The following is a 26,045-nucleotide window of genomic DNA, read 5'->3' on the forward strand; positions in this document are numbered from 1 at the left end:
CTTGATGCAGGACAGCTTTTTCACAACCTCATTTCATGTGTTTCACACGTGAGGAAATTTCTTTGTGGCGACCATGTACCATCGGACGAGCTTGTGGATTTCCTAAATAACCACAAGTACGTTTGACTACATCACATGTTTTTGGGTCATGATTTCCACATTCTGGACATTCGAAGCCTCGTTCTGTTGGTTTGAAATCACCTTCAAAACCACATTGATAGCAATGGTCAATTGGCGTATTCGTACCAAGATACCCGATTTTATCATATGCAAAATCCCATACAGCTTCTAAGGCTTTCGGGTTTTGTTGGAGCATAGGGTATTCACAGTAGTGGATGAATCCACCTGAACAATATTTTGGATAATCCTTCTCAAATTCCAATTTTTCAAATGGCGTTGGGTTTTTACGCACATCATAGTGGAAACTGTTTGTATAATATTCTTTATCTGTGATATTTTCGATGATACCAAATTTTTCTGTATCTAAACGACAGAAACGATCAGTCAGACTTTCACTTGGTGTTGAATAGACGCTGAAATGATAACCGTATTCATCACCCCATGCATCCGCATTGGCTTTTAATTCTTTGACGATGTCAAGTGTGAAAGCTTTTGCCTCTGGGTTTGTTTCCCATTCGCCACCGAAGAAAGCTGAAGCAACTTCATATAATCCAATGTAGCCTAATGATACAGTAGCTCGACGGTTTTTGAATAATTCATTGACAGAATCGGTACGTGAAAGACGTTTTCCGAAAGCACCATACATGTATAAGATTGGCGCATTTGCTGGAATGGCTTCTTTACAACGTTCTACACGATAGAGAAGCGCATCTTTCATGATTTCTAAACGGTCAGACAATAGCTGCCAGAATTTGTTCTGATCTCCTTTTGATTCGATCGCGATTCTTGGTAAATTCAATGTAACCACACCTAAATTCATTCGTCCGACATTTACTTCTTGACCATTTTCGTCTTTCCATCCTTGCAAGAATGAACGACAGCCCATAGGTACTTTGAAACTTCCAGTTAATTCGACGATTTTGTCGTAATTCAGAATATCAGGATACATTCGTTTCGTTGCACATTCCAATGCTAGTTGTTTGATGTCGTAATTAGGATCTTCAGGGTTTAAGTTTACACCTTTTTTTAAAGTGAAGATCAGTTTAGGGAAGATAGCTGTTCGCTTTTCACTCCCTAATCCATTGATTCGGATCTGTAAAATCGCTTTTTGGATTTCTCTTTCAAACCAATTTTCCCCCAAACCAAACCCTAATGAAGTGAAAGGGGTTTGCCCATTTGAAGTAAATAAGGTATTGATTTCATATTCCAAACTTTGCATAGCATCGAAGATATCTTTTTTGGTTTTTGCTTTTGCATATTCTTTTTGGCGTTCTGGCGAATCGATCCATTCTTCCGCGTCTTTTAGATGTTTTTTATAGTTCAATTCTGCAAAAGGAGCCAGCAATTCATCTGTTCGGTCGGCAGAACAGCCACCATATTGACTTGACGCAACATTAGCAATGATCTGTGAGATTTGTGCTGTCGCTGTCTGGATAGATTTAGGTGATTCCACTTCCGCATTTCCAATTTTGAAACCGTTGTTCAGCATACCTTTGAAATCAATCAAGCAGCAATTTGTCATCGGTGTGTAAGGATGATAATCCAAATCATGGTAATGGATATCACCTTTTTGATGGGCATTTGCTATATGTGGCGGCAACATTTTCAGTCCGATCGATTTTCCGACAATGCCGGCTGTTAGATCACGCTGTGTATTGAAAACATTACTGTCTTTATTTGCATTTTCATTCACGACAGTCTGGTCTTTGTTGATTAGTTTTTCAATCGAAAAGTTGATATCTGTCGCTTTACTGCGAGCAAAATCCCGTTTTGTACGGTAATTGATATACTCTTCTGCTAATTCATATTCGTTTTTTTCTAATAAGATATGTTCCACGATGTTTTGAATCTCATAGATCTTGACATTTTCAGCAAACCGGCTTTTGATTTCTTGGACAACCAAGTCTGCAATCATTTGGATTTTTTCATAAGTAAGTGGGGATAATGAGCCGTGAATTTTCTTTTCAGCTTTGATTAGTGCTTCGTTGATCTTTTGTTCATCGAAATCAACATGGCGGCCATCTCGTTTGATAACTTTCATCTGGTGTGCCTCTGGTTGCTGAGTAACGACTGTTTTCTCTTCATAATTTACTTTCATTATCTTCAACTCCTGCTAAATTGTTCTTGTCTATCATAAAACAAAATTTAGGAAGGAGCAACTAATTATCGGCTATATATAGTATTCAATCCGCTGTATAATTGGATTTCTATACTATATGTAGTGTATATTTTATTGTGAAAAAAAGTGAAAACTTGTAGTTGATGGATTTATTTTTTGCATATTTAATTTAGCTGAATAAAATAATTGAATAAAATTTTTTTATTTAGGCTAAGAAAAAGTGACAAAAACATAAGAGCAAATTGTTCGTAGATATGCTACTATGCAAATAAACAGAAATGAAAGAGGAGAAGAAGAATTGGAAAAGATGATCGAAGTGAAACATCTCAGTAAAAGCTACGGTAGCAAACTTTCTCCCGTCAAAGCTTTAGATAATATCTCATTCACAGTAGAAGAAGGCGAATTTGTTGGGATCATGGGTCCAAGCGGTGCAGGCAAGACGACGTTGATGAATATTTTATCCACGATCAATTTGCCTACGATGGGTAGTGTCTTGATTCAAGGAAAAGAAATCACAAAAATGAAAAATAGTGAGCTCAGTGACTTTCGCCGAAAAAAACTAGGATTCATTTTTCAAGAATTCAATTTGATCGATACTTTAAATGCAAAAGACAATATCCTATTGCCCCTAGCAGTTGAACGGATGACTAAGGAAGAGATGGAAAAGAGAGTAAGACACGTAGCTCAATTGCTGAATATAGAAGAACTGCTAAAACGATATCCAGATGAGCTTTCTGTCGGTCAGCGACAACGAATTGCAGCCGCTAGAGCCCTTGTTGTTCAGCCACAAGTAATCTTTGCAGATGAACCAACTGGATCTCTAGATTCGAAGTCGGCCACAGAATTGTTGAATTATTTACAGACTATGAATCAAAAAGAAAAAGCGACAATCTTGTTAGTCACCCATGACCCATATACAGCGAGCTACTGTGACAGAATTTTATTTATTAAAGACGGCGTGATTTTTTCAGAAGTTGTGAGAAGAGGGACAAGAAGAGAATTCTTTGAAAAAGTAATCGACATGCAGGCGACGATTGGTGGAGGAGGAAAAATGAATGCTGTATAAACTAGCCGTCAAAAGCTTTTTTCGGCAGTCCCGAGGGTATCTTGTTTATTTTTTCAGTTTGACTTTATCCGTGATGATTTATTATTCATTCAGCGCAATGACCTATGATCAATCTTTAGTTAGAAGAGCAAGTCCAGATACTTCGATAGATGGCGGATTGAGTTTTGGCGGACTGATCATTACTGTCGTTTTACTTTTTTTCGTATTCAGTGCCAACCGATTTTTTTTGAATAGAAGACAAAAAGAAATAGGTATCTATCAACTTTTTGGTATGAACAAACTACAAATTTCAGGTATATATGTGTTGGAAATCATGATAATTGGTTTATTTGCCTGTATTTTTGGGATATTGCTCGGCATTATTTTCTCCAAACTCTTTTCCATGATTTTGGTTCGAATGATGGATATGGATCTTAATAGTCCGTTTTTTATCTCCATTCCATCAGTCGCAGATACTTTATTTGCTTTTTTCATCATCCTTTTAGCAGTATCTGTGTATTCGATATGGAAAATCTGGCGCTACCCGATGATTCGAAGTTTTGGAGAAAAAGAACAAGCAGATAGTTCAACGATGCGTTTCAGAACAAGGCATCGATTACTCGCTGTCATTGGGTTATTGCTTTTAACGAGCGGATATTTTGGGGCTAGTCATTTTAGAGAAATCACTTCATGGATGATCAGTCATCATTACCTTGAGACATTCATTCTCTTTTTGCCTTTTCTGATCTTTTTCATTTGTGTGATTGGTACTTATTTGTTTTTCTGCTATACATTTCGGCTCTTTTTGATCATATTGAGTAAATGGAAGCTCTATTACTATGGGATCAATTTTTTAATAATAGGTAATACACAAGTGCACCTGCTCAAAAGCTGGCGGACGAATTCTCTAATTACAGTCATTCTTGGAATTTCTTTAATGACGATTGGCGGTACGGCTAGTATTTCTACTATTTTATCGTATCAGGAGAAAGTATCCTCCCCGATGGACTATCAGTTTGATGTCGAGACAGAAAAAAAAATCAAGCCTATTCTGGCAGAGGAAGGACAGAAGATAACTAAAGAAATCACCTTGCATTATAAAGTCATAGGTAGTATCTACAGACCAGATCTCGAAGAACCTATGTTTCAAACTGCTAATCTGATCACAGAAACAGAATATCAAGCCTTCAGAAAAGTTAATCCGGATTTGCCAAACGTTTCTTTGAAATCTCCTAACTATACTGTTTTGCTTGATCAAATGCAAACTCTTTTCCGGAATATTTCATTATATGGTTCTAGTATTGGATTGCCAGATAATCAAGAGTTGAAGATTCAACAAATGCTTCCAAGTGTATTAGGTGACGAAACGATGGTATATCTAAGTCCTGTACTAGTCGTGGATGATAACGTTTTTGAAAAAGCAAAAGGTGTAGATTATCAAGTAGTCAATGTGGATGTGTCAGGTGGGAATAATGAAAAGATAGATGAACGACTGAGCAGTGAAATGTCGATAAAGTGGCTCAATGCTATTTATTATTCTTATGATATCGTAAATGGGCGTCTGCAAGGAGAAATTAGTACAAAGAAACTGCCAGATGACAAAATGAAGGAAGCGCAATTTAGTCAAGAAGGTTCTCGGTTGAACTTCTCCTCCAGCTATTCAAAATTGCGTGCAGTCAACCGGCGGATTGGTATCAATATTTTTGTCACACTGTTTGTCGGAATGATCGTCATTATTGCTACTGGCAGTATTCTGACCGTTCGACAATTAGCAGAAGCAGAGGAAGAAAAAGAAAATTATCACCTATTGACTAAACTGGGGATACCACAAAGAAGAATTAGAAGGATGATTTTCGAGCAAAACGCACTTACCTTTTTTCCACCCATGATATTAGGAATCACTCATGCAGTATTTGCAATCAATGTTTTCACTCAGTATATCAAAACTGCCGATTATTGGTTGGCTTATCTTGTCAGTGGCTTATTGATCCTTATCTATCTTTTGCTTTATGTCATTACGAGTCAGTTATATTGTCGGATTATCGAGGAATGACAGGCGGAATAAGACAAGATAATAAAAAGTACTAAATTTTAAACACCGTTTAAAGAAGAGATTGTGAAAAAGCTGTCCTGCATCAAGTAATAAAAAACAGCCAAGCAAAAATAGTTTCCCATGTTTTTGATTTGGCTGGACTTATTACCGCAGATGCAAGCTTTTACACACCGTTTATTTGGAAGAAGAGGTTGTGACACGCTTTTTGTCACAACCTCTTTATTTTTTATATTTTTTAAAATTACTAGAAATTATAAAGAAAAAAGCAGTGTTTTGATGTGCTATTTTTATAAAAGCTATGTGACAAAACTGTTAGTAAAAAAACGGTTTCTGTAAGCTAGACACATGTTTCTTTTTGTCAAAATTCGTTACACTTTGTGTGAGGTTATATGAGGAGGGAATCCAATGAACAAATGGTGGTCTAATCCAAAATTGAATTATTGGGGAAAATTCATCATTCGAACAATTTTTTATAGTGCGGTACTGCTGTTCCTGATCTACCTGTATCACTATAAAAATATTCAAGGAGGAACATTTATCTATAACGAATTTTAGGAGGAAGAGTATGGAAATCAAAACGATTATTGAAGCAGTCGATGATTGGGGAATAAGCGAACCTGATCGAATTGCTTATCAGGCGGATGAGATGCATACTTTTGGAGAATTGAAACAAGCATCAGACGCACTTGCTTATTATTTAGAAGAAAAGGTAGAAGGGGATGGACCAATCGTCGTTTTTGGTAATTTAGAATTTGAGATGATTGTCGCATTTCTAGGAATTGTCAAATCTGGTCATGCCTATTTGCCAATTGAAGAACACACACCCAAAGAACGTATCCTGTCGATCTTTCGGGTGGCTAAACCATCTATGGTCATCAGTATTGGGAATTGGATAGAAGACATTCCTTCTGTTCCTGTCGTAACAAAAGAAGAATTTCAAGAGATCGAGAAGATACCAGTAGAATTTTATCCCAGAAACAGCGTAAAAGGTACAGAAAATTTTTATATTATTTTTACTTCTGGTACTACTGGAGAACCAAAAGGCGTACAAATCAGTCATGATAATCTAGTCAGCTTTGTTCAATGGACGATGGAAGACTTTGGGATCAAGCCTGGGATGCATTTCTTAGCCCAAGCGCCATTTTCTTTTGATTTATCGGTATTTTCTATTTATCCTGCATTAGTTTCTGGTGGAATGCTGAAGCCGTTAAATAAAGCAGTTATTCAAGATTTTCGTCAATTATTCGCGACATTGCCTAACTTGAAGTTGAATATTTGGGTTTCTACTCCATCTTTTATGGATATTTGCTTGATGGAGCCTACCTTCAATGGAGAAAATGTACCAGAATTGGACATGTTTTTATTTTGCGGAGAAGAATTGACAAAAAAAACTGCAGAAACACTACTTGATCGATTCCCAAATGCACGGATATATAATACTTACGGCCCAACAGAAGCAACTGTGGCTATTTCAAGTATCCAGATTGATCAGCACGTACTAGATAAATATGACCGACTACCGATCGGCTATGTAAAAAAAGACACCAAAGTTTCTATTGTCCAAGAAGACAAACTTGTTCCAAAAGGAGAAACAGGTGAGATCATTATTGCAGGACCAAGCGTATCAAAAGGTTACCTGAACAATCCAGAAAAAACAGCAGCTGCGTTCTTTTGTCAAAATGACTTAGCAAGTTACCATACAGGGGATGCAGGAAGGTTGGATGAAGATGGGCTTTTATTTTATGAAGGCCGTATGGATCAGCAAGTCAAATTACATGGTTACCGGATCGAGTTAGGGGATATCGAACATTATCTGTTGCAAGACTCCCGGATCAAACAAGCCGTTGTCGTACCAAAATATCAAGGAACAAAAGTGCAGCAGCTTGTTGCTTTCATCGTATTAGAAAACACAACGAAACAACCGGATTTTCAACTGACCAAATCGATCAAAGAACAATTACTGCAAGTTGTGATGGAGTATATGATTCCTCAGAAGTTCCATTATGTCGATCTGCTGCCTCAGACAGTAAATGGAAAAATTGATCGAAAAAAATTAACAGCTGAGGTGAATCCTGAATGATGTTTCCTCATATGATCCCTTACGCAGAGCCGTTTTATTTTTTTCTTTTAGCCATTGCGCTTATACCAATCGTTCTATCTTTACTGATATGGAAAAAAAGATTACCAATTTATCAATCAGTGGTGACACTTTTCTTTTTATTTGTCAGCTTTGGAGGTACTTATTGGGAACAGGGAGCGGCGCTGATTGGGTATGTTTTTTGGCAGACAATCCTTGTATGGGGCTATTTTGTTCACCGGCAAAGGAAAAATCAAACAGGATGGTTTTACGCCGCCGTTATTTTAGCAATAATTCCACTGTTTTTAACGAAAGTGACTCCTTTTTTTGAACATGGAAAAGCATCGCTACTTGGTTTTTTAGGAATCTCTTATTTAACCTTTAAGTCTGTGCAAATGATCATGGAAATAAGAGATGGCATGATCAAAGTATATAATCCATTTCGTTATATCCAGTTTCTGCTGTTTTTCCCGACAATATCTTCTGGACCCATCGATCGTTATAGGAGATTTGAAAAGGATCAGCTCCATCCACCTGTTCGTGATAAATATGTTGATCTCTTGGGAAAAGGCGTCCAAAATATTTTTGTCGGTTTTTTATATAAGTTCATTATCGGTTATTATTTTGGTCAAGTACTGCTCCCTGTAGTAGGGCACATCGCATTACAGCATGGTGGGATTTCATGGGCGTTAGTGGGTTACATGTACGTGTATAGCATGTATTTATTTTTTGATTTTGCAGGTTACAGTTTGTTTGCAGTCGGTACAAGCTACATGATGGGGTACCAGACGCCAATCAATTTCAATAAACCATTTTTATCATGGAATATCAAAGAATTCTGGAACCGATGGCATATGACCTTGTCTTTTTGGTTCCGCGATTACGTGTATATGCGGTTGATGTTCTTCATGATGAAGAAAAAAATCTTTAAAAGCAAGATCGTGATGTCAAATATCGGGTATTTCGCTTTATTTCTTCTAATGGGTGTCTGGCATGGATTGACGTGGTACTACATCGTATACGGTCTGTATCATGCTTGTCTGATCTGTCTGACAGATGCATGGATCCGATTTAAGAAGAAGCATAAAGAACAGTTGCCTTCTAACAAATTTACGCATGGCGTAGCCGTATTTTTGACATTTCAAGCGGTATGTTTCAGCTTCCTGATTTTTTCAGGATTTTTAGATAAACTTTTTTTTAGCTAACGAATAGTGACATATTAATTTATATAACAAAGGAGAAAAGGAAAATGGAAGAACAAATTTTATCAATCTTAGAAGAAATAACAGGAACAGATGAAGTAAGAAAAAATCGTGATATTGATCTATTTGATGAAGGTTTGCTTGATTCTTTAGCATCTGTGCAATTATTAGTCGAGCTAGACGGAGAGTTGGATATCCAAGTCCCGGTCTCTGAATTCGAGCGGGAGGATTGGCGCACACCGAATAAAATCATTCAACAAGCAACTGCATTGAAGGGTTGAGTATGAAAAAGAAACTCTTTGCTATTTTTGGACCTGTTGTTCTCGCTTTTGGTCTGCTTGCCCTATTCTTCACTTCTTCCTATCGAGTAAATATTGATAACCCGGAAGTAATCAAGCGAGCGTCTTCATCTATGTCAGCAAATGTACTAAAGGGCGATGCAATAAAAAACAAAGCTTTGTCTGAAAAACAATATATCCCCTTTTTTGGGTCGAGTGAATTAAGCAGGATCAGTCCATTCCATCCGTCTGTTTTGGCTGAAAAATATGATAGAGGTTATCGTCCTTTCTTGCTAGGAGCGCCGGGAACACAATCATTAAGTCAATATATGATGATGCGATCTGCAGGGGATGATTTGAAAAACAAAAAAGTGGTGTTTATCATCTCGCCTCAATGGTTTGTAAAAGATGGTGTAAAAACAGATTATTTCAACACTTACTATTCTGAACTTCAGACCTATGATTGGTTGTTCTCATTGAAAAAAGTTACATCAGCTGATCGCTATTTAGCTAGAAGACTATTAACTTTTTCAAAAGTAAAAGAGAACGATACGCTGACAGGAATTCTACAAACGATTAAAGAAGGAAAGTTACCTTTACCTGATTCTTTGGATCAGTTGCACAGCCAATGGAACATGTTGAAGCGTGAGGATGAGATATTCAGTGATATCGGTTTGAAAGATCGTCAGCAAAAAATCGATCATGAATCAAAACGATTACCAGACCACTATCAAGAAACAGAATTATCCATTTTGGCAGATAAGATTGGAAAACAAGAAACGACAAATAATCCATTTGGTTTGAAAAACGATTTTTATACACATCGTATCCGATCCCACGAGCCAGAACTCAAACAGTCACAAAAAAATTGGGATTATCGTTTTTCACCAGAATTTTCTGATTTTCAGCTGATCTTGGATCAATTAGCAAAAAACCATAATGAAGTGTTGTTTATCATTCCACCGGTCAACGAGAAATGGAGCGATTATACCGGACTATCTCAAGAAATGCTACAAGGATTTGCCAAAAAAATCAAATTTCAATTAAATAGCCAAGGATTCAATCGAATAGCTGATTTTGTCAATCAAGCTGGTACCAATTATTTTATGGAAGATACGATCCATTTAGGGTGGAAAGGCTGGCTGGCCGCAGATCAACAGATTAGACCGTTTTTAGAAGAAAACCAGCTTCCTAGTAGGTACCATCTCGATGATGCTTTTTTCAGCAAAGCTTGGCAACAACAAGTACCAGATAAACTACGATTAAAATAAATAAAACAGGTGGAGGATATCTGCCTGTTTTATTTATTTTAGAATATTCTGAAATAAACAGTAAAAATACCAAGTTTGCCTGAACAAAAAACAAAAGCAATGGTATAATCACAATATGAATATAGAAATGGGGGAAAACATTTGGATACAAAAGAAGAACAGCTACTAATTGATTTGACTTCTGCAAAAGGAGTACCTGGGAATGAAGAAGAGGTAAGAGAAGTATTCAGAGAATATGCTAAACCATTCGCTGATGATATTTTTTATGACGGATTAGGCAGTGTGATTGCTAAGCATGGCGCTGGCGGAGGACCAAAAGTCTTTATTTCTGGTCATATGGACGAAGTTGGTTTTATGGTAACAAAAATAACCGAAAAAGGCTTCTTGGAGTTCCAAACACTTGGAGGCTGGTGGGGACAAGTGATGCTTGCTCAACAAGTAGAAATCAAAACACGAGAAGGAAAAATCATTCACGGGGTAATTGGTTCAAAACCACCGCATGTTTTAACACCTCAGGTACGAAATAAACCATATGAAATCAAAGATATGTTTATTGATATCGGCGCATCAAACCAAGAAGAAGCCAAAGAGTGGGGCATACGTCCGGGAGATATGGTCACCCCATATATTGAATACAAACGAATGAACGGCAGTAAATATTTACTGGCAAAAGCATGGGATAATCGGATAGGGACAGCTGTTTCTTTGCGAGTATTGGAGAATCTATCTAAAGAAGCACATCCAAATGTTTTATTTGCAGGAAGCGATGTGCAAGAAGAAGTGGGCTTGCGAGGCGCTCGAACAAGCACGCACCTTGTAAATCCGGATATTGCTTTTGCTTTAGATACTGGTACAGCAGGTGATACTCCAGGAATGACACCAAAAGAAGCAGATTCGATTTTAGGAAAAGGTCCACAGATTTTGATTTTTGATGCATCGATGATTCCGCACAAAAAATTATTGAATTTCGTTATCGATGTAGCAGAGGAAATGGCTATCCCATTCCAATATACAGTGATCTCTGGCGGTGGAACGGATGCAGGACAAATGCATTTGACAAGAGACGGTGTTCCTTCTGTAGCCATTACTGTGCCTGTTCGTTATTTGCATTCCCACACATCAGTGATCCATGAAGATGATTATTTGAATACAGTGAAGCTAGTTACTGAGTTAGTGAAACGGCTTGATAGTGAAACAGTTGAACAAATCCGGAGTTATGAATAATGAATAATAAAATGCCTATTTCTGAATATCGAAAAAAAGCGCGAGCTTCTTTAGAGAATCAATGGGGAATCAATGCTTGGCTTGTTTTCTTATCCATATTGTTCACAAGCGTCATACAGAATTTTTTTGACGGTTTCAGTCCTTTTACGGAAGAAAGCATGCAGCAAAACCTATTGAGTTTTCTAGTCAATAATTTGCTTTTATTCGCATTCAACTATGCATTGTTTTATATTGCGTTAGTAGTTGTACGAGGTGGCAGACCAAAAAGCAATTTTCTATTTTCAGTTTTCCAAAAAAAATATTTTGGTTCGATACTTGTCATCAATTTGATTAATTCAATCATCAACTGGTTGCTCAATAGTTTGATCTTTCTGCCCATGTTTTTAATCAGCGGAGTGAGTGCTTATACGCAGTTGCTTTTCAATTCAAGTACGGTACCTACGGATGTCATGCCAGGAGATTTTCTTGATATCAGCTTTGTTTTATCAATGGTAGGGATGATTTTTGTTTCAGCACTTATCATGAGCATCGTTGGCGGATTGTTCCAATTTGCTGCATGGACGAAGTTCGACTATCCTGATTTGTCGGTCGTACAATGCTTAAAATATGGCTGGTTCTTATTGAAAGATAGAATCGGTACGTATATTTTGTTGCAACTATCTTTTATCGGCTGGTATTTGTTAGGGGCAATCGCTTTATTCATCGGTCTTTTGTGGGTCATCGTTTATGTGAATGTATCAGTTGCAGAATTTTATGAACAAGCACGGATTGAAAAAGGTGGTCCAGAAGCCTATTTTGCTTAATCTGTAAGCAGTTCATTCATTAGAAAAATAACTTTTGTGGTAGGATAAATCTTTGAGGGGGAATGTATGATGAAATTAACTGTTTTAGGCTGCTTAGGGGCGTATCCTTATAATAATCAAGGGACAACAGGTTATTTACTTCAATCTGACGGTTTCAACTTGTTGATTGATGCAGGTAGTGCTACGCTGATCAAATTACAAGAACATCTTGATCCACTTGATTTGGATGCTGTGATCCTTAGCCATTATCATCATGATCATATTGCTGACCTTGGTGTATTACAGTATTACTGGCAACTTCATCCCAAGAGAGATCCGGAGACATTGCTTTCAATTTACGGGCACACAAAAGATTCTGTCCACTTTGAAGAATTGACGATGGCGAATGTCTCAAAAGGACATCCTTATTTTGAAGCCGAAGAATTAAAAATTGGTCCTTTTCTGATTACTTTTATGGAAACAATCCATCCAGTAGTATGTTACGCCATGCGAATCGTAGAAGAAGCAACGGGGAAAGTATTCGTATTTACAGGAGATTCAGGTTATTTGGAAAGTTTCGCTGATTTTGCGAAAGAGGCTGATTTGTTTCTAGCAGATACCTATCTATTTGAAGGAAATGAACATCATCATGCACATTTCACTTCAAAAGAAGCTGGAGAACTGGCGAAATCAGCTAACGTAAAGAAACTTGTACTTACCCATCTACCTCAGTTTGGCGACTTAGAACAATTGAAAAATGAAGCGCAAAAAGCAGCAGGTAAAGGGATAGATGTAGAACTTGCTGCAGTTGACAAAGTGTTTGACATTTAGGAGGAAGAACATGATTTTTGTACCAAATGAAAACCACGACCCAAGAATCAATTTAGCAATTGAACAATACTTGTTGCAAGAAATGCCATTAGATGAACCCATTTTGCTCTTTTATATCAATGAACCTTCAATCATCATCGGTAGGAATCAGAACACGATTGAAGAAATCAATCGAGATTATGTGGAAGAACATGGTATTCATGTGGTCCGCCGTCTAAGTGGAGGCGGAGCTGTCTACCATGATTTTGGGAACTTGAACTTTAGTTTTATTATGCCTGATGATGGTGATTCCTTCCGTGATTTTGCGAAAGTAACACAACCAATCATCCAAGCACTTCATGAATTGGGTGTTGCCGGGGCTGAGTTGAAAGGCCGAAATGATTTAGTCATTGATGGTATGAAATTTTCCGGTAATGCGATGTATGCTACCAATGGCCGAATGTTTGCTCATGGAACGATTATGTTCGACTCTGATATCAATGAAGTAGTCAATGCATTAAAAGTAAAAAAAGACAAAATCGAATCAAAAGGAATCAAATCGATCCGTTCTCGTGTGACGAATATCAAACCGTTTCTTCCCGAAGAAAAACAAAAAATGACAACGGAAGAATTTCGTCAAGAAATCTTGTTGAAAATTTTTGGTGTAGAATCAGTAGAGGAAGTAAAAACGTACGAATTGACCGACGAAGATTGGAAAAAAATCAATCGAATCTCTGAAGAATATTACCGAAATTGGGATTGGAATTACGGAAAGTCCCCAGATTTCAATTTCTCTCGTCAAAAACGTTTCTCTATCGGTTCGATCGAAGTCCACTTGAATGTATCAGAAGGAATGATTAAAGAAGCAAAAATCTTTGGTGATTTCTTCGGACTAGGAGATATCTCTGATGTCGAAAAAAAATTGGTGGGACAGAAATATGATAAAGAATCTCTATCAAAAATAGTTGACCAAATTGATGTGAAAAAATATTTTGGTGCGATAGAATCAGAAGAATTGCTTACCTTACTTTATTAAAAACAAAAAGCAGCGGAATCCTTATGTATTGGATCCCACTGCTTTTTTATATAGAATTCGAGTAATTTCGGGAAAGCTGAACAGTGATTCGATCAATCAATGTATCTTTTTCCTGCGTTAGTGTTCCAGTGTAACGATCTGCCACATCTTTCATCATCATCAAATCAAAGCGTTCCTGATCATCTAATTCTTCTGTGATACCTCGACTGAATATATTCGTATCATAATGTGCACTATGTTCGCAACAAATGACGAAATGATCCTCTTGCTCATGTATCGACAAATGAATTTTTCGATACAGCGGATTTTCGATGGCATGAGTTTCTCTAAATGAATGCTCTAGGGCATGAATCAAAAGCTGGGCTAGATCATCATCTTTGATAGGAAGCTCCTCAGGAAGTTCTGCTTGGAAGGTGATCTGGATATTCCGTTTAGCAGCTAACTGTTGATAGCGCGCGAAAATCAGATTTGTCATCTGATGATTGCAAAAAGAACACAGCATTTCAAAATTTTTTGCTTCTTCCAAGATTGTTTCCACATATTTTTTTGCTTTTACTTGATCCGTATGCATTAAGTCTTGCAGATTTTCCATTTCCTGAACAAATTCTAAACGAAGCGTATTTACTTCTTGGATATGCTGTCGAAGTTGCTCATAATGCTGCTCCAGCAAATCGTTTTTGATTTTTAAGAAATCTACTTGTCTTCGGTCTTTATCTGTGTTCAGAATGTGGTCAATCAGATTGTAACTGATAATAACAATCAAAATAATAATGAATAAAATCGTAGACCAATTGATCGTCGTTTGATAAATACCTAGTGCTGTTTGGATATAAATCAAGCAGTGGATAATGGCAACCAAGACGATCCAAGGTGTACAAACTACATAAAAACGATTGTTCTTATATGCTTCACCAATGCAGGTAAGCGAAGTGACTAGAGTACTGATAACACTAGCTATATTAGCAATTGGCATCAATTCAGGAAGTTCTGCAGAAGTAAAAGCTGCATAAAGCAGAACACCAGAAAAGATCGAAAGCTGGATTATACAAAAAATCCCATACCATTTTTTATAATAAATCATCCGGCTCCAATAATAGCAGATAATGAAAGCCGAGGTTAGGATAATAAATAAATGAGATAAAAAAGAGTGAACGAATGGTTCAAAAAGGATGCCACTTAAAATATCTTCTGAAACAGCTTCAAATCCTAATGCCAAAGCAAAGCAGCTTAAGATAATCAGCGAGTATTCAAGCCGTTTTTGTTTGTACATCAAGTAGATGGTATAGATAAACGTCCCAATAGCAATGAAAACTGCAATGATCATCGTTAATACTTGCGGTACTGATTGAGAATAGATAAAACCGATTAACGGACCAGTTGTACCTATATAGACTTTCGGTGGCAACCCAGCGTAGTTTTGATAAGGAGATGAGACAGAGATCATCAATTTTTTTCCGATGTAATCTGATGGTAAATCTATCACAGCCAGTGATAATCCAGGGTTGCTTTCTGCGTCGTAATCTTCCCGTTGGTATAAAATGTTTCCGTTTAGATACACAGTAATCCATTGATGATTTCCTTTGATTAGTAAATTTGCTTCGTTCAACGGTTTCTCAAGTGTCGTTTCCATAATAAATGTTTCATCTTTGTCTACGGTAGGAATCGTACGAGTGTACTTGCTGTCAAACTTAAAATCAGGATCATCTTTTGAATAGAAAACCCATGAATCTTTTATTTCTTTCATTTGATTACTATTAGCAGGAGAGAAGATAAAATAGAAGAAATAAGCAATCCCTGCTAAAAATAACACTGATAATATAATTATTATGCTCCATTTTATGCGCATATAGAAAGATTCTTTTTTATTATATATGTTATTAAAAAAAGCCATAAAGGTATTCCTTTCTAAAACTTGTAATTTTAGGGTAAACGTTTTTTTTACTAACGTCAATTATTTATAATGAAAAATGAGATAAAGATGAGGAAATAGAATCAAAAAACGTCGTTGTCATAAAAATGTGTTTTTACAGTTATAATTTGAAAAAAATTTATCGTTATTATATGATTAAGAAGGATTGAAGAAAGAAAGGAGTTGAAAACGATACCTGATTACAAAAAAATAACTTTTGTTAGTTCTGTAACGCTGATTATATTTTTAATACTTATTCTTCTCGTCGTCTTGGTTCCCCGAATTTTTGGATTGACTCCTTATATTATTGAGGATAGAGAAATGAACCCATATTATGCACAAGGAAATCTGATATATGTACGACCAAAAAATACAGATGAGATTTTAGTCGGAGATATTATTACATATTATGAAAATTCAGGTAAAAAAATCTCGACACGTCGCGTAATAGCCATTGAAAACAACTACAACGACTTTTATACAAAAGCTGACACACGGACTTATATCGAGCCTGGAGTAGTAAAAAAGAGAAATATTATCGGTAGTCCAATCTTCCAGATTCCATATATTGGTCTGGTCCTTTCCAAAACAGCATTTGCATGGATCCAGGGGTTATTCTTTACGATTGCTTTTTGCTTAACAGGAATCACAGCTTGGAATACTTTTGTAGAGTTGAAGAAGAAGCGGAGACGAACACAGAAATTTTTGTGAGAATGTTGAAAAAGACAAATATATTCAAGAGATACCATTACTCTTCTGAACGAGTGATACGGAAAATACTCATACAGCTTGTAGATTTAGCTAGTTGTTCGTATAATGTGTAAAGAGGAGGAGTAGTATGCGCAATGAAATGATGCATCGTCCTGTAGTCAAAGAAGAACTATTGGACTTTATGCGTACCCAGCAAAAAAAATTACCGGGTGAGCTAGGCAAATTGGAAGAAGAAGCTCATGTAGCAGAAGTACCGGTTATTCCCCACGAAACAGTTGTATTTTTGAAATTTTTACTTGGACAGATTCAGCCTGAACGAATCTTAGAGATCGGTGCAGCTATCGGTTTTTCATCAAGTGTCATGGCGACAACAATCGGAGAAAATGCTCATGTTACGACCATTGATCGTTTCGATGTCATGATCGAGAAAGCGAAAAAAAACTATGAACGTCTAGGATTGACAGATAAAGTAACCTTGCTTGAAGGGCAAGCCGCAGATATTTTGCCTGAATTGTCTGGTCCATATGACTTTATTTTTATGGATAGTGCAAAATCAAAATATATTGAATTTTTACCTGAATGTTTGCGTTTGTTACGAAAAGGTGGCGTTTTGATGGTAGATGATATTTTCCAAGGAGGGACGATCTTGCTCCCTGATGAAGAGATTCCTCGTGGCAAACGAGCTATCCATCGTAAATTAAATGAATTCCTTCGTGTCGTGATGAACCATCCTGATTTGACATCGACCATCTTACCATTAGGCGATGGTGTAATCTTAATGACAAAAGAAGCAGAAGAAATCGATTGGTGATACATGATTATGACAATCAGTAAGTGATTGATTATATCAAAGAATCCATCTAAATTTGATGTGAAAGAGACTGTATTTGTAAAACAACTGAAGGAAATAGTGAATAGATTGAAATAAACAGGAGTAAGCATGAAGACAATGCAACTCCTGTTTTCGACTGATAACCTTAGAATAGATGGAAGCGAATGTTTCTTTTCAAAGGATTGATTTGGTAGTTGAATTAAAATAATTGGCTATTTGCTAATTAAATAACTATTTCGTATTGACAGAAGCAATATAATTATCTATAATTATTGATGTTCCGCTGATTCCTGTCATAGTAGCTCAGCTGGATAGAGCATCCGCCTTCTAAGCGGACGGTCGGGGGTTCGAATCCCTCCTGTGACGCTAAAAAACCGTTAGAAACTGAGGTTTCTAACGGTTTTTCTTTGTTTTTTGTGCCAATATTGTTTGTTTTCAAAGGCAAATAAAATAAAAAAAACATCTTTATCTAGTACAATTATAGGAAGTAAAAATAAAATACATCAGAAAGAGGAAGCAAATATGTCAATATTATCAAAAATTTTAGTCACTCTAGTGGCCATCGAATTTTTTTATATCATGTACATCGAAACAGTAAGAACTGATTCCGATACGACAAGCAGAGTTTTTAAAATGAATAAAGAAGAATTAAGCAGAAAATCTGTTCAAACATTATTTAAGAATCAAGGAGTATACAATGGACTATTAGGGGTGGGACTACTTTACGGAGCTTACCTTTCTTCCGCACCTAAAGAAATTACAAGTATGCTGTTGCTATCAATTTTTATTGTTGCATTGTATGGAAGTCTGACTAGCGATCGCTGGATTTTACTAAAACAAGGTGGGTTAGCTCTGTTGGCCTTGCTTTCTATTTTCTTCTAAATGTAGAAAAACAAGGATCTATTGGACAGGAAACTTTGTGAAAAATATTACTTTTTCTCATGAAATATGCTATTCTAATGAATGGTATTTTAGAAAATTTCATGAAAAGGAGTTAGATAGGTGTTCAAAAATTATGTTTTATCACTAAAAAAAGAATTTTTAGGTTATGATCTTTCAAGATTTCAGAAAGATCTTTTGGCTGGAATCACAGTAGCTGCTGTAGCATTGCCTTTAGCCTTGGCTTTTGGGGTATCAAGCGGAGCCGATGCGTCCGCAGGTTTGATTACGGCTATCATTGCCGGCCTCGTTATTGGCGGTTTATCAGGCGGTTTTTATCAAATATCAGGTCCGACAGGCGCAATGGCAGCTATTCTAATGTCCATTGCGGCAACAAAGGGAATGCAAGGTGTGTTGCTTGCTACTTTTTTGGCAGGTCTATTTTTACTTGCAGCAGGACTTTTCCGATTAGGAACACTAACTTCTTTTATCCCAGCACCAGTAATCACAGGATTTACTTCAGGTATTGCTATTATTATTGCATTAGGTCAGATCGATAATTTGTTTGGTGTTCATTCGGAAGGTACAAATGTTATTGAAAAGCTAAGTAGTTATCAAACACTAGGTTTTCCAATAAACATAGCATCTTTGATTATGGGAGGACTAGTCATTTTAGGGATGTTCATCTATCCGAAAAAATGGGCGAAACGAATGCCTAGTTCGCTGTTGGCCATCATTTTAGCAACAGCAGTTACGCTACTGTGTCATTTACCAGTAGCCACTGTTGGTAACATCCCACAAACACTGATCAGCAGTAATCGCTTGGGCTTGGGAGATTTTAGCTTTTCTGCCTTGCAACAAGTAGCCGTTCCGGCCATTAGTATTGCTCTGTTAGGGATGATTGAGAGCTTATTATGTGGTGCTTCTGCTGGTCGAATGGCGAATAAATCATTAGACAGTAACCAAGAATTAGTGGCACAAGGGGTTGGAAATCTATTGCTTCCTTTTTTTGGCGGGATTCCTGCTACTGCAGCCATTGCTCGTACAAGTGTGGCCATCAAATCTGGCGCACAAACCAGATTAGCTGGCATGATCCATGCAGTTGTCTTGTTGCTCTCCATGCTTGTTTTTGCGCCAGTGATGTCACAGATTCCGATGCCGGCACTTGCAGGCGTTTTGATCGTGACAGCTTGGCGTATGAATGAATGGAGAACGATTAAGGAGCTATTTGTTCATAAATATTGGTCAGCTATTCTATTGTTTGTTCTTACAATGATTTGTACAGTCATCTTTGATTTAAGTATTGCTATTGTAATTGGGATTATCGGCGGTTGTGTATTTTTTGTTGTAAAAAGTGCGGCTATCACGATTTCATTAGAAACAATCGATTGGCAAAGAATGGGGCTGCCAGAAACGGAAAAGCTGAATAATTGGACAGTAGTGTACATTAGCGGTCCGCTATTTTTCATGTCTTCAGAGAAACTAAAAAATAAATTGGAAGAACTAAACCATCACGACGGTGTTATCTTCTCCATGCGTGGGGTACCAAGTATTGATTTGACGGCACGTGCAGTTTTTGATGAATTTCAAGAAAAAGCAGAACAGAGAGGACAAACGATTATTTATACTTCCTTGCAGCCAGAAGTAGAAAAACAGCTTTCTCACCTATGGGAATATACATCCACACATCAACATCAAACAGTTGCTCATGCGTTGACAGCATTGCATGCGAAATATACTGCAATGAGCCATTAAAACAATGAAAAAGAACAGACAAGACTGTAAACTAACAATTTCACCGTCTTGTCTGTTCTTTTTAATCTTGTTGTAAAAGTGAAGCTAGTACTTGCCAATCTTGATGGATAACAGGTACAAGGGAACGATTATAAAAAATAGCTGCTGGATGAAAAAGTGGAAGGATACGGTAGTTTTTTTCTGACCATTCGTAGGCATCTTTTTGTTCTGTTAGCTGTAAGACGGGACCTGTATAGAGTTGACCATGGTTTTTGGTAACTGTATATTCTTTACCAAGTAATCGTTGCAGGCCAATATTTCCAAGTGTTGCAATTAATTTTGGCTGGACTTCCATCAGTTCGTAATCCAGTATCGGTGCGTGTGCAAATACTTCGGATCGAGTAGGTGTACGATTTGGATAAACAGTTTCTGTCTGTTGTGTCCGTTTATTGATCCGATGAGTCACGCGATACGGGCGACTCCGTACAGCACTGGTGATATAAACCTCTTCTCGTGTTAAACCAGTGGAAGAAAGTGCCTGCATCAATTCTTTTCCAGCTTGTCCGCTAAAAGGGATGTGTGTATCAATCTCTGTTTTCCCTGGGGCTTCTCCTACAAGCATTAATTTAGGATGAAGAGGTCCTTGCCCAGCGACAAACCCTTCTACAGGACGGCCGTTCATCCTTAAAGAAGCCTCTTGTATCAATTCTGTTGGGTATTCCATTTGTGCTCCTCCTTTTTCTTTTATTATAAGAAGAAAAGAAACGCAATGCGACTATTTTATTTGGCAGAAACGAAGGGGAAAGAAAAGCAGGAGAACGATTGTTTAAATCTTTATTTCATTTTTTGACTTTAAATTTAGTTGACGAACAGCGGCTGTTCTGGTAAGCTAGTACTGTTGTAATTGTGGACTCCACAGCTACAACCGCTCAGAACAAGTAATAAGCACAGCAGATGCTGTCACTTCGGATGGCGAGTCTAAGTATATCAGAAGGAGGTGCTTTATAGCATGTACGCAATTATTAAAACTGGTGGTAAACAAGTAAAAGTTGAAGTTGGACAAGCAATCTATGTTGAAAAACTTGACGTTGAAGCAGGAGAAAAAGTTGTTTTTGACGAAGTTATCTTAGTAGGTGGCGAATCTACAAAAGTAGGCGCTCCAACTGTTGCAGGTGCAACTGTTGAAGGTACTGTTGAAAAACACGGCAAACAAAAGAAAGTCGTTACTTTCAAATACAAACCTAAAAAACATTCACACCGCAAACAAGGTCATCGTCAACCATATACAAAAGTGGTTATCGACGCGATCAACGCTTAATCAGCGTTTGAGAAAGAAGGCCTATATATGATCAAAGGAACATTTAAGCGAAATGACGCAGGTCAGATCGTTTCATTCACTTTGACCGGGCATGCTGATGCTGGTCCTTATGGAAGTGATATCGTTTGTGCAGGTGTTTCTGCGTTAGCGATCAGCACTGTCAACGGGATTGCCTCATTAGCCGGTTTTGAACCGATTGTTGAAATGAATGAAGAAGAAGGCGGTTATCTTTATACCGAAGTCACTTCAGGAATGACACAAGAACAAAACAATATTGCTGAGATTCTATTAGAAAATCTTTTATTAGGTTTACAATCAATAGAAGCTGAAAACTCAGAATATATCCAAATTAAAACAATCAATGATAAATAGGAGGTGCAGACCATGTTGTTATCTATGAATCTACAATTATTTGCCCACAAAAAAGGTGGCGGTTCTACATCTAACGGCCGTGACTCAGAATCAAAACGTCTAGGTGCTAAACGCGCTGATGGACAAACAGTTACAGGTGGATCAATTCTTTACCGTCAACGCGGTACAAAAATCTATCCAGGTGTAAACGTGGGTATCGGTGGAGACGACACTTTATTTGCAAAAGTTGATGGCGTAGTACGTTTCGAACGTAAAGGCCGTAACAAAAAACAAGTGTCTGTTTATCCAGTAGCTCAAGAAGCTTAATTGAATCTTGCGATGAAAGAGGTTGTGACAAGACTTTTGTCACAGCCTCTTCTTTGTTTATAAAAATAAAAGTTGTAATGAAGGATGCGAAGGTTACCATGTCTTTTTACGCTTAATATTTTTTTGCCATCTTGTAATCAGAATGTTTTGATAACGATTGTTTTTATTAATGAAAGCGATATTGTTTGCTATCAGCAGCATCATTGTAGGATAAATAGTGTTCTTTTTCTTGTTTCCGATATAAAAATGGAATTGATATTTTGTGTTCTTTTATCTTCATTACGCTTGTCCCATCGCTTGTTGTCAACAAAACAAAATCAGGTAAATAGTTGACGAAACGGAAATAAATACATAGTATTATGTTTTGAAGCCTAAGAACAACAGTCTATAGAAAAGGAGCGATACCATTGGCAAAACGCATGGACCGAATTTATATGTATGTCAAAGAAAAAACCGCTCATTTAACAAAGGCAGAATATGACCAGGGAGTAACGACACAAGAAATTGCTGAAGTGTTAGGAATCCAACGAACGAATAGCAGTAAGGATCTGAATCAGCTAGTGCGCGAAGGAAAACTGATAAAGACAGATGGACGACCAGTACGTTACATATATCAAACACTCGCTACGCGCGTAAAGCCAGCTGCAAAACATGTGGTCAGTTACAAAGAAACGCCGGTCTCTGAAGAAAAAAACACGCTCCAGATAGATACTAAGGATATCTTTGCAAAAATCATTGGAGCTAATGGTAGCATGAAAAACTCGGTGGAACAGGCAAAAGCTGCGATCTTGTATCCGCCAAGAGGATTAAATTGCTTGATTACAGGACCTACCGGATCAGGAAAGACTTATTTTGCGCACGCGATGTATCACTTTGCCAAAGCACATCATGTAATAGATGAGGAAACGGAACTGATTGTTTTCAATTGTGCAGATTACGCGAATAACCCTGAGCTTTTGATGAGCCATTTATTTGGGTATGCAAAAGGAGCCTTTACAGGTGCAGATGAAGAAAAAATGGGAATTATCGATCAAGCGGATGGTGGTATGCTATTTCTGGATGAAATTCACCGATTGCCTCCAGAAGGTCAAGAAATGATCTTTTACTTTATGGATCACGGGACTTACAGCCGACTTGGAGAAACAACGAAATCCCATGAAGCAAATGTACGAATCGTAGGTGCGACCACAGAAGATCCAGGCTCTTCGCTATTGGAAACTTTTGTTCGGCGTATCCCAATTAATATCAAACTTCCGGCTTTTGAAAAACGTCCTGCAAATGAGAAAGTCGATTTAGTAAAAATTATGATTGCTCACGAAGCAAACCGCACACAACGAAAGATCTCTTTGACAGAAGATGTAGCAAAAGCACTGATTGGCAGTGTGACTTATGGGAATATAGGTCAATTGAAGTCGAATATCCAGTTAGTATGCGCACGAGGATTTCTAAATCATATGCAATCTCCCGAAATATCGATTACGATTGATGATTTGACAGAAGGGATTCGTAGCGGATTGATTCAATTAGCAAGCAACCGCAGTGCAATGGCAGAGCTTTCTAAAATATTGGAGCCAAAGATAACTGTAGCACCAAACGATACGATCATGAAAATCCAATCAGACTCCTATGAATTACCTTATAATCTATATGATATTATCGGAGATAAAGCAGCTTTGCTGAAGTCGGATGGGTTGGACCAAGAAGCAATCAATCACTTTATTTCTACAGATATCAACATCCATCTGAAGTCTTTTTATAAAGACCATGGGTTTTCTTTTAATGCAGATAGCAAATTAGCAGAATTTGTAGATCCAAAAATCATAGAAGTGACCAATCAGATTTATGTAATGGTCAAAAGATCTTTACCATATGACTTTCAGCAAAACTTTATTTATGCTATGAGCTTGCATATCAGTTCGTTTTTGAAAAAGATCAATTTAGGAGAAGAACGGCATACGAATGATAATATCCGTGAGATGGCATTTGATTTTCCAGATGAATATGCTGTTGCGAAAGAAGTGCGTAGTTATATAGAAAAGTATTTTCAAGTGGATATTCCAGAAAGTGAAGACTACTACTTGACTGTTCTACTCGTCTCGTTACGGGCGAACCAAGCAAGCGGCAGAATCGGTGTAGTCGTTGCGGCTCACGGAAACAGTACAGCAAGCAGTATGGTTCAGGTTGTCCAACAGTTGTTAGATGCAGAGAATGTACGAGCAGTAGACATGCCGTTGGATATGGATCCGAAAACAGCTTTAGACCGAATTGAACGCAATGTACAAGAAGTAGATGAAGGAAGCGGGGTCATACTATTAGTGGATATGGGGTCCCTCGCCTCATTTAATTCGCAAATTCAGCGAGACACCGGGATACCTGTACGTACCGTTGACATGGTAACAACTTCTCTAGTTTTGGAAACTGTGCGAAAGGTCTCTGTATTAGGGACAGATTTAGATATGTTGCATGAATCATTGAAGAATTTTCGAGGTTACGCAGAAATATCTTCTGTAGAACCTGTCCAGGAAACAAAACCTATCCATAAGAAAAAAGCTGTTTTGGCCATTTGTGCATCTGGCGAAGGTACAGCGCAAAGAATCAAAGAATTGATCGAACGAGCGGTAAATAAGCGTCAAGAAACAGAATTAGAAGTTCTAGCTTTGTCGATTGTGGAAGTGAAAGAAGAATTGCCAGTTATCCAAAAAGAATATCAGATCATAGCAACTACTGGAATTACTGATTTGAATATCCAAGCACCATTTATTCCTTTAGAGCGCTTCATTGATCAAAATATCGAAGTCATTTTGGATCAGTTGCTTATGGAATCAGAAATGGAAGAAACTGAATTCGTCTCGCTAGATGAAGAGACAGCTAAAAAAACATGTGTTGAGTTTATCTCTGAGAACTTCATCTTTATCAATGGTAGTAAACTAATCGATCCAATGTGGCAATTTTCTACACAAGTCTCTCAGACGATGGGAATTGGCAATGAAGAATATGGTTTTAAGATCAACTTAGTGATGCACGCAGCAGGAATGATCGAACGGATTATTCGAAATGAAACGTTGACGGTGGAAGAAAACGAATTGACGAATACAATGAGTGATCCTCTTTATAATCAATTAACAGCCTCGGTTGTCCTGCTAGAAGATAAGATAAAAGTAAAAGTGCCAATAGAAGAAATGTATTATCTGCTACGTCTAGTGCATAATCAGCTAGATAAAAAAGAATACACTATGCCTTAAATACACAAAAACGATACACTTTCATAGTGTATCGTTTTTGTGTATTGGTTAAGAATCCTTTAAATTCAATTAGTGTATCATAAAAAAGTTGGCACGCTTTTTGCTTATAGTAGTGTGTGCTAGGAGGTGGTTGTTCACACAGAAATGATAGGGGTTTCTGTGAAGTAGTGAGGAAGAAGGAGTTTTGCAGATGGATATTCGATTGGCACGTATAGATGATCGTTTAATCCACGGGCAAGTCGCAACAGTTTGGTCGAAGCAAACAGGTGTTGAACGTATCATTGTGATCAGCGATGTAGTTGCTCAAGATAAATTGAGAAAGTTTCTATTAAAAGAAGCTGCACCGCCGGGAATCACAGCAAATGTAATAACCGTGCAGAAAATGATTCAAATCTATCATAGTGGACTATTATCACGAGCGAAAGTGATGCTTTTATTCACCAATCCCCAAGATGTTGAAGCGGTTGTCCGCTGCGGTGTACAGTTGAAGTCGTTGAATATCGGCGGTATGAGTTTTACTGAAGGCAAATCAATGATTACCAATTTTGTTTCAGTAAATCAACAAGATATTGATTCCTTTCGTTACTTGAACAGTCAAGAAGTGGAGTTAGAGATTCGAAAAGTACCTGCTGACAGGAAAATCCTTTTGATGGAACTACTAGCGAAAATCAAAAAGGTGTAACAAAAATGGTTGTTGGAAAAGGTCAAATAATTCTGTTGTAATG

Annotated in this window: 23 protein-coding genes, 1 tRNA gene and 1 other annotated feature; of the genes, 21 read left to right on the forward strand and 3 right to left on the reverse strand. The window is 37.4% G+C overall.

Going from position 1 to position 26,045, the window contains the following annotated elements; all coding sequences use genetic code 11:
- Nucleotides 1-28: 28 nt before the first annotated feature.
- Nucleotides 29-2,218, reverse strand: a complete 2,190-nt coding sequence (gene nrdD, locus HMPREF2988_RS12070) for an anaerobic ribonucleoside-triphosphate reductase (RefSeq protein WP_002292349.1) — start codon at nt 2,216-2,218, stop codon at nt 29-31.
- A 319-nt stretch (nt 2,219-2,537) separates the two neighbouring features.
- Here nrdD and HMPREF2988_RS12075 point away from each other — a divergent pair, with 319 nt between their 5' ends.
- From HMPREF2988_RS12075 to HMPREF2988_RS12125, 11 genes are all read left to right on the forward strand, one after another.
- A complete protein-coding gene (locus tag HMPREF2988_RS12075; protein WP_002310242.1) occupies nt 2,538-3,305 on the forward strand; it encodes an ABC transporter ATP-binding protein in 768 nt (255 codons plus the stop codon).
- A complete protein-coding gene (locus HMPREF2988_RS12080; RefSeq protein ID WP_002315427.1) occupies nt 3,295-5,337 on the forward strand; it encodes an ABC transporter permease in 2,043 nt (680 codons plus the stop codon). Before HMPREF2988_RS12075 ends, HMPREF2988_RS12080 begins: the two co-directional genes overlap by 11 nt.
- Nucleotides 5,338-5,742: 405 nt before the next feature.
- Complete coding sequence (locus tag HMPREF2988_RS12085) at nt 5,743-5,892, forward strand: teichoic acid D-Ala incorporation-associated protein DltX (protein WP_002292353.1); 150 nt, start codon at nt 5,743-5,745, stop codon at nt 5,890-5,892.
- Nucleotides 5,893-5,902: 10 nt separating this feature from the next.
- Nucleotides 5,903-7,417 carry a D-alanine--poly(phosphoribitol) ligase subunit DltA gene (gene dltA, locus HMPREF2988_RS12090; RefSeq protein WP_070770727.1) on the forward strand — a complete coding sequence of 505 codons (1,515 nt, stop codon included), beginning with the start codon at nt 5,903-5,905 and terminating at the stop codon, nt 7,415-7,417.
- Nucleotides 7,414-8,619: a D-alanyl-lipoteichoic acid biosynthesis protein DltB gene (dltB, locus tag HMPREF2988_RS12095; RefSeq protein WP_070770728.1), complete on the forward strand. Its 1,206-nt coding sequence runs from the start codon at nt 7,414-7,416 to the stop codon at nt 8,617-8,619. Before dltA ends, dltB begins: the two co-directional genes overlap by 4 nt.
- Nucleotides 8,620-8,663: 44 nt before the next feature.
- The gene (gene dltC / locus HMPREF2988_RS12100) at nt 8,664-8,897 is read left to right on the forward strand and encodes a D-alanine--poly(phosphoribitol) ligase subunit DltC (protein WP_002292356.1); all 234 of its coding nucleotides are present in this window, start codon (nt 8,664-8,666) and stop codon (nt 8,895-8,897) included.
- Between the two features lie 2 nt (nt 8,898-8,899).
- A complete protein-coding gene (dltD, locus tag HMPREF2988_RS12105) occupies nt 8,900-10,165 on the forward strand; it encodes a D-alanyl-lipoteichoic acid biosynthesis protein DltD (protein ID WP_070770729.1) in 1,266 nt (421 codons plus the stop codon).
- 141 nt (nt 10,166-10,306) lie between these two features.
- Nucleotides 10,307-11,389: a M42 family metallopeptidase gene (locus HMPREF2988_RS12110; RefSeq protein WP_002292358.1), complete on the forward strand. Its 1,083-nt coding sequence runs from the start codon at nt 10,307-10,309 to the stop codon at nt 11,387-11,389.
- A complete protein-coding gene (locus HMPREF2988_RS12115; RefSeq protein ID WP_070770730.1) occupies nt 11,389-12,192 on the forward strand; it encodes a DUF975 family protein in 804 nt (267 codons plus the stop codon). The genes HMPREF2988_RS12110 and HMPREF2988_RS12115 overlap by 1 nt, the downstream gene beginning before the upstream one ends.
- A 69-nt stretch (nt 12,193-12,261) precedes the next feature.
- Nucleotides 12,262-13,002, forward strand: a complete 741-nt coding sequence (locus HMPREF2988_RS12120; RefSeq protein WP_016853388.1) for an MBL fold metallo-hydrolase — start codon at nt 12,262-12,264, stop codon at nt 13,000-13,002.
- A gap of 10 nt (nt 13,003-13,012) precedes the next feature.
- Nucleotides 13,013-14,017, forward strand: a complete 1,005-nt coding sequence (locus tag HMPREF2988_RS12125; RefSeq protein ID WP_002310251.1) for a lipoate--protein ligase — start codon at nt 13,013-13,015, stop codon at nt 14,015-14,017.
- 46 nt (nt 14,018-14,063) lie between these two features.
- Here the strand turns inward: HMPREF2988_RS12125 and HMPREF2988_RS12130 are convergent, their stop codons facing one another.
- A complete protein-coding gene (locus HMPREF2988_RS12130; RefSeq protein WP_024635656.1) occupies nt 14,064-15,908 on the reverse strand; it encodes an ATP-binding protein in 1,845 nt (614 codons plus the stop codon).
- A 201-nt stretch (nt 15,909-16,109) separates the two neighbouring features.
- Here HMPREF2988_RS12130 and HMPREF2988_RS12135 point away from each other — a divergent pair, with 201 nt between their 5' ends.
- The 5 genes from HMPREF2988_RS12135 (at nt 16,110) to HMPREF2988_RS12155 (ending at nt 20,103) form a co-directional block, all read left to right on the forward strand.
- Complete coding sequence (locus tag HMPREF2988_RS12135) at nt 16,110-16,637, forward strand: signal peptidase I (RefSeq protein WP_180363536.1); 528 nt, start codon at nt 16,110-16,112, stop codon at nt 16,635-16,637.
- Nucleotides 16,638-16,764: 127 nt separating this feature from the next.
- A complete protein-coding gene (locus tag HMPREF2988_RS12140; RefSeq protein WP_002292364.1) occupies nt 16,765-17,448 on the forward strand; it encodes an O-methyltransferase in 684 nt (227 codons plus the stop codon).
- 313 nt (nt 17,449-17,761) lie between these two features.
- Nucleotides 17,762-17,835: transfer RNA gene (locus tag HMPREF2988_RS12145), tRNA-Arg, on the forward strand.
- 156 nt (nt 17,836-17,991) lie between these two features.
- Nucleotides 17,992-18,351: a DUF1304 domain-containing protein gene (locus HMPREF2988_RS12150; protein WP_002329013.1), complete on the forward strand. Its 360-nt coding sequence runs from the start codon at nt 17,992-17,994 to the stop codon at nt 18,349-18,351.
- A gap of 120 nt (nt 18,352-18,471) precedes the next feature.
- Nucleotides 18,472-20,103, forward strand: a complete 1,632-nt coding sequence (locus tag HMPREF2988_RS12155) for a SulP family inorganic anion transporter (protein WP_002315418.1) — start codon at nt 18,472-18,474, stop codon at nt 20,101-20,103.
- A gap of 61 nt (nt 20,104-20,164) precedes the next feature.
- Here HMPREF2988_RS12155 and HMPREF2988_RS12160 read toward each other — a convergent pair whose 3' ends face one another.
- Nucleotides 20,165-20,806, reverse strand: a complete 642-nt coding sequence (locus HMPREF2988_RS12160) for a uracil-DNA glycosylase (protein WP_002315417.1) — start codon at nt 20,804-20,806, stop codon at nt 20,165-20,167.
- Nucleotides 20,807-20,995: 189 nt separating this feature from the next.
- Nucleotides 20,996-21,072, forward strand: a sequence feature (ribosomal protein L21 leader region).
- Between the two features lie 19 nt (nt 21,073-21,091).
- On the opposite strand from HMPREF2988_RS12160, the gene rplU reads away from it, so the two are divergent.
- From rplU to HMPREF2988_RS12185, 5 genes are all read left to right on the forward strand, one after another.
- Nucleotides 21,092-21,400, forward strand: a complete 309-nt coding sequence (gene rplU / locus HMPREF2988_RS12165; RefSeq protein ID WP_002289450.1) for a 50S ribosomal protein L21 — start codon at nt 21,092-21,094, stop codon at nt 21,398-21,400.
- Between the two features lie 27 nt (nt 21,401-21,427).
- A complete protein-coding gene (locus HMPREF2988_RS12170; RefSeq protein WP_002289451.1) occupies nt 21,428-21,772 on the forward strand; it encodes a ribosomal-processing cysteine protease Prp in 345 nt (114 codons plus the stop codon).
- 12 nt (nt 21,773-21,784) lie between these two features.
- Nucleotides 21,785-22,078, forward strand: a complete 294-nt coding sequence (rpmA, locus tag HMPREF2988_RS12175) for a 50S ribosomal protein L27 (RefSeq protein ID WP_002289452.1) — start codon at nt 21,785-21,787, stop codon at nt 22,076-22,078.
- Between the two features lie 434 nt (nt 22,079-22,512).
- A complete protein-coding gene (locus HMPREF2988_RS12180) occupies nt 22,513-25,320 on the forward strand; it encodes a sigma-54-dependent transcriptional regulator (RefSeq protein ID WP_180363537.1) in 2,808 nt (935 codons plus the stop codon).
- A 190-nt stretch (nt 25,321-25,510) separates the two neighbouring features.
- Nucleotides 25,511-26,002, forward strand: a complete 492-nt coding sequence (locus tag HMPREF2988_RS12185; protein WP_002289455.1) for a mannose/fructose/sorbose PTS transporter subunit IIB — start codon at nt 25,511-25,513, stop codon at nt 26,000-26,002.
- Nucleotides 26,003-26,045 lie beyond the last annotated feature (43 nt).

Origin of the sequence: Enterococcus sp. HMSC061C05, assembly GCF_001814765.1 — a bacterium.
In the GTDB taxonomy this organism is placed as follows: Bacteria; Bacillota; Bacilli; order Lactobacillales; family Enterococcaceae; genus Enterococcus_B; species Enterococcus_B lactis.

Bases quoted from the DNA above. Each gene is read 5' to 3' on its own strand.
- HMPREF2988_RS12140 (WP_002292364.1), top strand. From the start codon at position 16,765: ATGCGCAATGAAATGATGCATCGTCCTGTAGTCAAAGAAGAACTATTG.
- HMPREF2988_RS12160 (WP_002315417.1), bottom strand. From the start codon at position 20,806: ATGGAATACCCAACAGAATTGATACAAGAGGCTTCTTTAAGGATGAAC.
- HMPREF2988_RS12085 (WP_002292353.1), top strand. From the start codon at position 5,743: ATGAACAAATGGTGGTCTAATCCAAAATTGAATTATTGGGGAAAATTC.
- HMPREF2988_RS12125 (WP_002310251.1), top strand. From the start codon at position 13,013: ATGATTTTTGTACCAAATGAAAACCACGACCCAAGAATCAATTTAGCA.
- HMPREF2988_RS12115 (WP_070770730.1), top strand. From the start codon at position 11,389: ATGAATAATAAAATGCCTATTTCTGAATATCGAAAAAAAGCGCGAGCT.
- HMPREF2988_RS12120 (WP_016853388.1), top strand. From the start codon at position 12,262: ATGAAATTAACTGTTTTAGGCTGCTTAGGGGCGTATCCTTATAATAAT.
- dltA (WP_070770727.1), top strand. From the start codon at position 5,903: ATGGAAATCAAAACGATTATTGAAGCAGTCGATGATTGGGGAATAAGC.
- dltB (WP_070770728.1), top strand. From the start codon at position 7,414: ATGATGTTTCCTCATATGATCCCTTACGCAGAGCCGTTTTATTTTTTT.
- HMPREF2988_RS12180 (WP_180363537.1), top strand. From the start codon at position 22,513: ATGTATGTCAAAGAAAAAACCGCTCATTTAACAAAGGCAGAATATGAC.
- HMPREF2988_RS12170 (WP_002289451.1), top strand. From the start codon at position 21,428: ATGATCAAAGGAACATTTAAGCGAAATGACGCAGGTCAGATCGTTTCA.
- rplU (WP_002289450.1), top strand. From the start codon at position 21,092: ATGTACGCAATTATTAAAACTGGTGGTAAACAAGTAAAAGTTGAAGTT.
- dltD (WP_070770729.1), top strand. From the start codon at position 8,900: ATGAAAAAGAAACTCTTTGCTATTTTTGGACCTGTTGTTCTCGCTTTT.
- HMPREF2988_RS12185 (WP_002289455.1), top strand. From the start codon at position 25,511: ATGGATATTCGATTGGCACGTATAGATGATCGTTTAATCCACGGGCAA.
- HMPREF2988_RS12080 (WP_002315427.1), top strand. From the start codon at position 3,295: ATGCTGTATAAACTAGCCGTCAAAAGCTTTTTTCGGCAGTCCCGAGGG.
- HMPREF2988_RS12150 (WP_002329013.1), top strand. From the start codon at position 17,992: ATGTCAATATTATCAAAAATTTTAGTCACTCTAGTGGCCATCGAATTT.
- rpmA (WP_002289452.1), top strand. From the start codon at position 21,785: ATGTTGTTATCTATGAATCTACAATTATTTGCCCACAAAAAAGGTGGC.
- HMPREF2988_RS12130 (WP_024635656.1), bottom strand. From the start codon at position 15,908: ATGGCTTTTTTTAATAACATATATAATAAAAAAGAATCTTTCTATATG.
- dltC (WP_002292356.1), top strand. From the start codon at position 8,664: ATGGAAGAACAAATTTTATCAATCTTAGAAGAAATAACAGGAACAGAT.
- nrdD (WP_002292349.1), bottom strand. From the start codon at position 2,218: ATGAAAGTAAATTATGAAGAGAAAACAGTCGTTACTCAGCAACCAGAG.